The organism is Streptomyces sp. NPDC054841 (assembly GCF_053611045.1).
Window position 1 is genome coordinate 1 of the sequence record NZ_JBSGZO010000636.1, and the last position, 3997, is coordinate 3997.

2 protein-coding genes and 1 pseudogene are annotated in these 3997 nt (G+C 74.0%); all 3 read right to left on the reverse strand.

Annotation, left to right across the window (positions count from 1 at the left end; all coding sequences use genetic code 11):
• Positions 1 to 17: 17 nt before the first annotated feature.
• Positions 18 to 2261: an ATP-binding cassette domain-containing protein gene (locus ACWGI8_RS40870; protein WP_453668519.1), complete on the reverse strand. Its 2244-nt coding sequence runs from the start codon at positions 2259 to 2261 to the stop codon at positions 18 to 20.
• Entirely contained in the window at positions 2258 to 3238 is a 981-nt protein-coding gene (locus tag ACWGI8_RS40875) for an ABC transporter permease (protein ID WP_453668520.1), read from the reverse strand. Before ACWGI8_RS40875 ends, ACWGI8_RS40870 begins: the two co-directional genes overlap by 4 nt.
• A pseudogene (locus ACWGI8_RS40880) lies at positions 3235 to 3997 on the reverse strand (ABC transporter substrate-binding protein); the annotation flags it as partial. The pseudogene ACWGI8_RS40880 and the gene ACWGI8_RS40875, both read right to left, overlap by 4 nt.

The window sequence follows — 3997 nt, forward strand, 5'->3', positions numbered from 1 at the left end:
GGCCTCGAACGCGCCGCTCAGCGGTGTACGGCGGCGGCACCGGTGACGCTCCGGGCCGCATAGGCCCGTACGTCGGCGTCGGGATCGCCCGTGGCCGTCGACAGGGCGGCCCGCGCGTCCTCGTGGTCGTGGCGGAGCAGAGCCAGTACCGCTGCCTTGCGTACGTCGTCGTTGGGATCGCCCAGGGCCTTGGCGAGCGCGGGAACGGCGATGTCCGTTGTCGTGCCCCGCAGCGCGGTGGCCGCCCCGGCCCGCACCTGCCAGGCGCCGTCGCCGAGGGCCTCCACGGCCGCCTCCGCGAGGCCGGACGGGCAGCCGGTCGCGCCCAGAGCGTCGAAGGCCGCGGCGCGGACGAGCGGGTCGTCGTCGCGCACCAGGCGGGCGAGGGCCTCGATCACCCCGGCCGGCGTCGCTTCGGCCCGGGCCGCCGCCACCGCCGCCAGGCCCCTCGCCGTGGCGACCCGGACCTCACGGGCCGGGTCCGCCGTGGCCGCCCCCAGCGCGTCGACTGCGTCGACCGAGACCAGGGCGCGGACCGTTTCGACGCGGACCGCGAGATCCGGGTCGTCGAGGCCGGGCGCGAACAGGACGGCGTCACCGAGGCGAAGGGCGCGCAGCACGGCGAGCGCGGTGGCCCTGACTGCCGCGTCGTCGCCGGACAGCGCGGCGACGAGCGGCTCCCGCAGGGCAGGTTCCGGAGGCAGCGTCGCCACCAGCTCACGCAGCGAGTCCGCGGCGGCCCCCCGTACCGCCGGATCCGGGTCGGCCAGCGCGGAGGCGAGCGCCGGGCCCGTGCCGGGCGGTGCGGTCTCGGTGAGCGTGGCCACGGCGGCGCGGCGGACGGTCGCGTCCGGGTCGGTCAAGTAGGGCCGGAGCCGGCCGAGTTCCGGCTGCTCCTCCTCGGCGAGGGCGAGGAGTTCCACGATGCGGGGCGAGCGGGACGTGGCGGTCGTCGTGTCCCGCCGAACCGGGGCGACCGGAGCCCCCGTACCCGAGCCGATGGGCGCGACCTCGCGCGGGCCGGCCGTCGCGACCTGCTCCGGGTGGACCTCGCCGAGGTGGCGCGAAGGGCCGCCGGTCGGTGCGTACTCGTCGACGGGTACGAGGTACGGCGCGACCGGGCGCGCCGTGAACTCCATCGCCCCGGAAGCCGACTTGCGCAGGTCCAGATGGTGCAGCCAGGTCTCGTCGTCGCGCCGGGGATGGTCCGTACGCTCGTGGTACAGCCCCCAGCGGGACTCGGTGCGGGCGAGGGAGGACCGGGCCGCCATCTCCGCGCAGTCCCGGATGAACGTGACCTCCGCGCAGCGCATCAGCTCGTGCGCTGTCCGCGCCCCCATCTCCGCGATCTCCGTGCGCATCCGCTCGAAGTGGTCCACGGCGAGGGAGAGCCGCGCGCCCGACTTGGGCGGGGCGACGTAGTCGTTCACGAACCGGCGCAGTTTGTACTCGACCTGGGGCTGAGGCGGGCCCTCGGGGTTGCGCAGCGGGCGGTAGATCAGTTCGTGGGCCGCTGTGAGCTGGTCCTGCGGAAGCTCCGCGGCTCGGTCGCGAGGGCGGGGTACGTCGAGGACGCGGCCGGTGCCGAGGAGCGCGACGCGGTCGCCGAGGAAGAGGGCCTCGTCGACGTCGTGCGTCACGAAGACGACGGTCGAGCCGGTGCCGCGGATCACGTCGCGGACCACGTCGACGAGGAGTCGCTGCATACCGGCGCGGGTCTGGGCGTCGAGCGCGCCGAACGGTTCGTCCATGAGGACGACGCGGGGTTCGCCGGCGAGGGCGCGGGCGAGCTGCGCCCGCTGGCGCTGGCCGCCGGAGACGTGATGGGGGAGGTGGCGGGCGCGTTCGGTGAGGCCTACGCGGTCGAGCCAGCGGTCGGCGGTGGCGCGGCGCGTGCGCTTGTCGATGCCCTGGATGGCGAGGGGGAGTTCGATGTTGGCGCGCAGGGTGCGCCAGGGGAGGAGGGCGTCCTCCTGGAACACGAGGGCGCGTTCGGCGCCGGGGGCGGTGATGGGGCGTCCGTCGACGGTGGCCTCGCCGGCGAGCGGGCGAAGGAGGCCGGCGAGGGTGCGCAGGAGCGTCGACTTGCCGCAGCCGGAGGGGCCGACGACGGTGAGGAACTCGCCGGGGGCGACATCGAGGTCGAGGCCGTCCAGCGCGACGGCGCCGGGGTGTCCGAGGCGCACGCCCTTGAGGGCGAGCCGTGCGCCCCGGGGAGTGGTGGGCGCGTTGCCCACGAGGGTTCCGGGTGACGTGGTCACGGTGCGGGCCTCCTGTCCGGGGTGGGGGTGCGCAGCCGTCCGCGGCCCGGTGGCCGGATCGTGCCGCCCGCCTCCACAGCCCTTCGGGCAGGGGAGGTAGCCCCACGTCCCCCTGGGACTCCGTCCTGGGAGGACTCCTGGGGGCGCCTCCCAGGCGCAGCTCCGGGGGAGGAACGACTGCCCACGAACCACCGGGGCGGGGTCCTCGGGGCAGGCGCTGCGGCCGGGCCCGGGAGCCAGCGTGTCGCGCGGCGGCCGAGGAGTTCGACGGTCGTCGAGGTGAGCCGGCCGAGGAGGCCGATGCTCGCCATGCCGACGAAGACGCCGGGGTAGTCGACGACCGTGTAGTCCTGCCAGGTGCGGTAACCCACCCCGTACTCACCCGAGATCATCTCCGCCGAGATCACACAGATCCACGAGACCCCGATGCCGACCGAGAGACCGGAGAAGATTCCGGGGAGCGCACCCGGGAGGACGACGGACAGCAGCACGCGCCCGCGGCTGCCGCCCATCGTGAGGACCGCCTCCTCCCAGACGGGGGTCAGCGCCCGCACCGCGTGCCGGGTCGACACCATGACCGGGAAGAACGCCGCGGCGAAGGTGATGAAGACGATGCCCTGCTCATTGCTGGGGAAGAGCAGGATCGCCACCGGCACCAGCGCGATCGCCGGGATCGGGCGGAGGACTTCGAGGACCGGGCCGAGCAGGTCGGCGACGAGAGGTGAGCGGGCTATCGCCGTGCCGGCCACGACGCCCACGACCGCCGCCAGGACGAAGCCGGAGACGATACGGGTGAGGCTGTCGGTGAGGTCCTGCCAGTACTCCGGGGTGCCGAGGCGCTCACCGAACTCGCCCGCCACCTCCGTGACCGTCGGGAACTGCTCGAAGCGCAGCCACAGGTTGACATCGAGAGAGGTGAGGAGCTGCCAGAGGGCGAGCGCCGCCGCCAGGGAGACCGCTCGCAGCAGCATCCTCATGACGCCGACTCCAGGGCCTGGACGTAGGTGAGGGGGCGGGCACCGGGGTGCGCGGACCTGTAGGCGCTCGCCGCCGCCGGGGTCAGGAAGGGGAGGGGGCGCGTTCCGTCGGCGAGCCAGACGGCCCTGTCCGCGTACCAGAGGGTCCCGGTGGTGGTGTCGGGTACGTACGCGGCGCGGACCTTCGTCCTGTGCGCCGCGATGTACCGCAGGGCCTCGGACGGGGTGGCGAAGGACGACGTACGGGTCGAGCCCTTGAGCCACACCTCGCTGCGCGCGGCCGGCGCGGTCGTGGCGAGTTGCTTCCCGTACGCGGAACCGTAGACCCGCTTCAGGTACTGGTCGTCGACGAACGCGTCCACGTCCACGTCGCCGACGAGCTTCGCCGACTTGAGGACGGGCACGTCCTCCTTCAGCGCGGCGATCAGCCGGGGCTTGAGGGTCGGATCGAAAGTGGCGATGCCGTTGGGGCCGTTGTAGAGGTGGACGACCTCGGCGGGCAGCCCGGTCGCGCTCGCGACCTTCTCGCTGGCCGTGACAGGCTGCTCGCGCAGATACGCGGTGGCGTCGATCTGTGCCTTCAGGAACGCCTCCAGGACCTTCGGACGCTGCTTGGCGAAGTCCTCGCGGGCGGTGACGCCGTGGAAGGTGGGCAGGTTCAGTTCCGCGCCGTCGTACAGGGGCTTCGCCTTGCCCTGGAAGGCGAGCAGGCCGGGCCAGGCGACGAACTGCGAGAGCGCGTCGGCGCTGCCCGAGGAG

What these genes read in the sequence shown, in the direction of transcription:
- ACWGI8_RS40875 (WP_453668520.1), bottom strand. Translation starts at nt 3,238, where the DNA reads ATGAGGATGCTGCTGCGAGCGGTCTCCCTGGCGGCGGCGCTCGCCCTC.